This window comes from Streptomyces sp. NRRL WC-3549 (assembly GCF_000721935.1).
In the GTDB taxonomy this organism is placed as follows: Bacteria; Actinomycetota; Actinomycetes; order Streptomycetales; family Streptomycetaceae; genus Streptomyces.
The window spans coordinates 102,898-104,632 of the sequence record NZ_KL585437.1 but is presented as its reverse complement, the minus strand read 5'-3'; the positions used below and the strand labels follow the sequence as shown (position 1 = coordinate 104,632).

Annotated in this window: 1 protein-coding gene; it reads right to left on the bottom strand. The window is 77.3% G+C overall.

The genetic code is table 11. The features are described 5' to 3' along the window. Positions 1-292 precede the first annotated feature (292 nt). A partial coding sequence (locus tag IH13_RS0132275; RefSeq protein WP_031090027.1) for a transglutaminase domain-containing protein occupies positions 293-1,735 on the bottom strand: 1,443 nt, incomplete at its 5' end.

Genomic DNA, 1,735 nt, shown 5'->3' with positions numbered 1-1,735 from the left:
GTGCCCCGGCCTGTCCCGGCGGGTGGCGCACGGGCTGTCCGGCCTGTCCGGCCCGCCGTGTTCCGAACGCCCCCGACCGCGCACCTGGCACCGCCTTCGCCCCAGGCTTTCCGCAGGTTTCCGGTTTCCCCAGGTGTCCTGGGCGCGTCGGCCCCGGCAGCAGCACGGCAGCAGCACGGCAGCAGCACGGCAGCAGTCCGGCAGGGCCCGGTAGGCGCAAGTGCCCCGGTGCCCTGGACGCCGGGCCCCCGCGCCGGGCCCCCGCGCCGGGGGCCCGGTACGGCGGCCCGGTTCAGGCCCGCCGGGGCGGGCGGCGGCGGAGCCGGGAGGCGACGGCGGTCCAGCGGGCGCGGCCGAGTCGGGCCGTCCAGCGGCGGGCCAGCTGCGCCCGGTGCGCCGAAAGCGCCCATATCACCCGGACGGCCGAACGCGGTGCCACCGTCGCCCGCAGCCGGCCCGCCCGGCCCGCCGTGGCGCGCAGGCCCGCCCGCACCACCGCCACATCCTCGGCCGCCCCCATGACAGGCCGGGGCTCGGGGGCGTACAGCACCTGCTCCACCGCGCCCGCCAGCCGGTGGACCGCCGCGGCCGTGGCCTCGTCGAGCCGGCCCAGCCGGACGATCCGCGCCGCCGCCTTCCGGGGGGTCTGTGACTCGTCCGGCGCAATGCCGTGGTCCCAGGCGGTGTCCGTGACCTCTTCCCAGGCGGCCAGCACCCGGCCCGCCGCCTCGGCCGGCGTACGGCCGCCCGGTGAGCCCAGCCGCCGCGCCCGCGCGCGGGTCCGCCAGAGCAGGGGAAGCAGCGGAACGGTGAGCACCACCAGTGCGCCGAGCACCCACAGCGCGGCGGTGCCCACGGGCGCGCCCGGGTCGGTCGGGGCGGCCGCGCCCGGAACGGCCGTCTCGCCGCACTCGCCCTGGCGCCGTGCCTGCGCCGGGCAGCTCTCCGTGGCGGACGGGACGGCCGAGGGCACCGCGGTGTCCTCCACCGACGGCTGCGCCGGGTCGTCCACGTCCGGAGAAGGGGCCTCCGGCAGGGTGTACGAGGGGACACTGCCCCGGGACGGGGTCGGCTCGAACCGGGTCCATCCCACGCCCTCGAAGTACAGCTCGGGCCAGGCGTGCGCGTCGCGCAGCCCGACCGATACCGAACCGTCCGCCTGCGCCGTGCCCGGGGTGAAGCCCACCGCCACCCGGGCCGGGATGCCCAGCGTCCTCGCCATCGCGGCCATGGTGAACGAGAAGTGGACGCAGAACCCCTCCCGGTCCTTCAGGAACCGCTCGATCGCCGCCGTCCCGGTCCCCGACGTCACCGTCGTGTCGTAACGGAAACCGCCCTCTGAGGCGAACCAGTCCTGGAGCGCGACCGCACGCTCGTAGTCGTTGCGGGCCCCCGCGGTCACCTTCTGCGCGGTCTTCAGGACCACGGCCGGCAGCGAACGGGGCACCCGGGTGTACTCACGGGCGAGGTCCGCACGCGGGGCCGCGGCCCCGGCGAGCTGCTCGGCCGTCGGCTCGACCACCAGACTGCCGACCTGGTACCTGGCACCGCGTGTCGTCTGGCCGCCGTCCCCGACGAGGGTGCGCCCCTCGGGCTCGAACCGCCAGCGGCCGTCGACGGCCACCTTGCTCGCCGGGTAGGGGAGCGGCAGATACGTCTGGCCGTACGAACCGGCCGCCGAGATGTCCGTCGTGACCTCGGTGACGGCGACGTCCGGGCCCAGCCCGACCGGCTG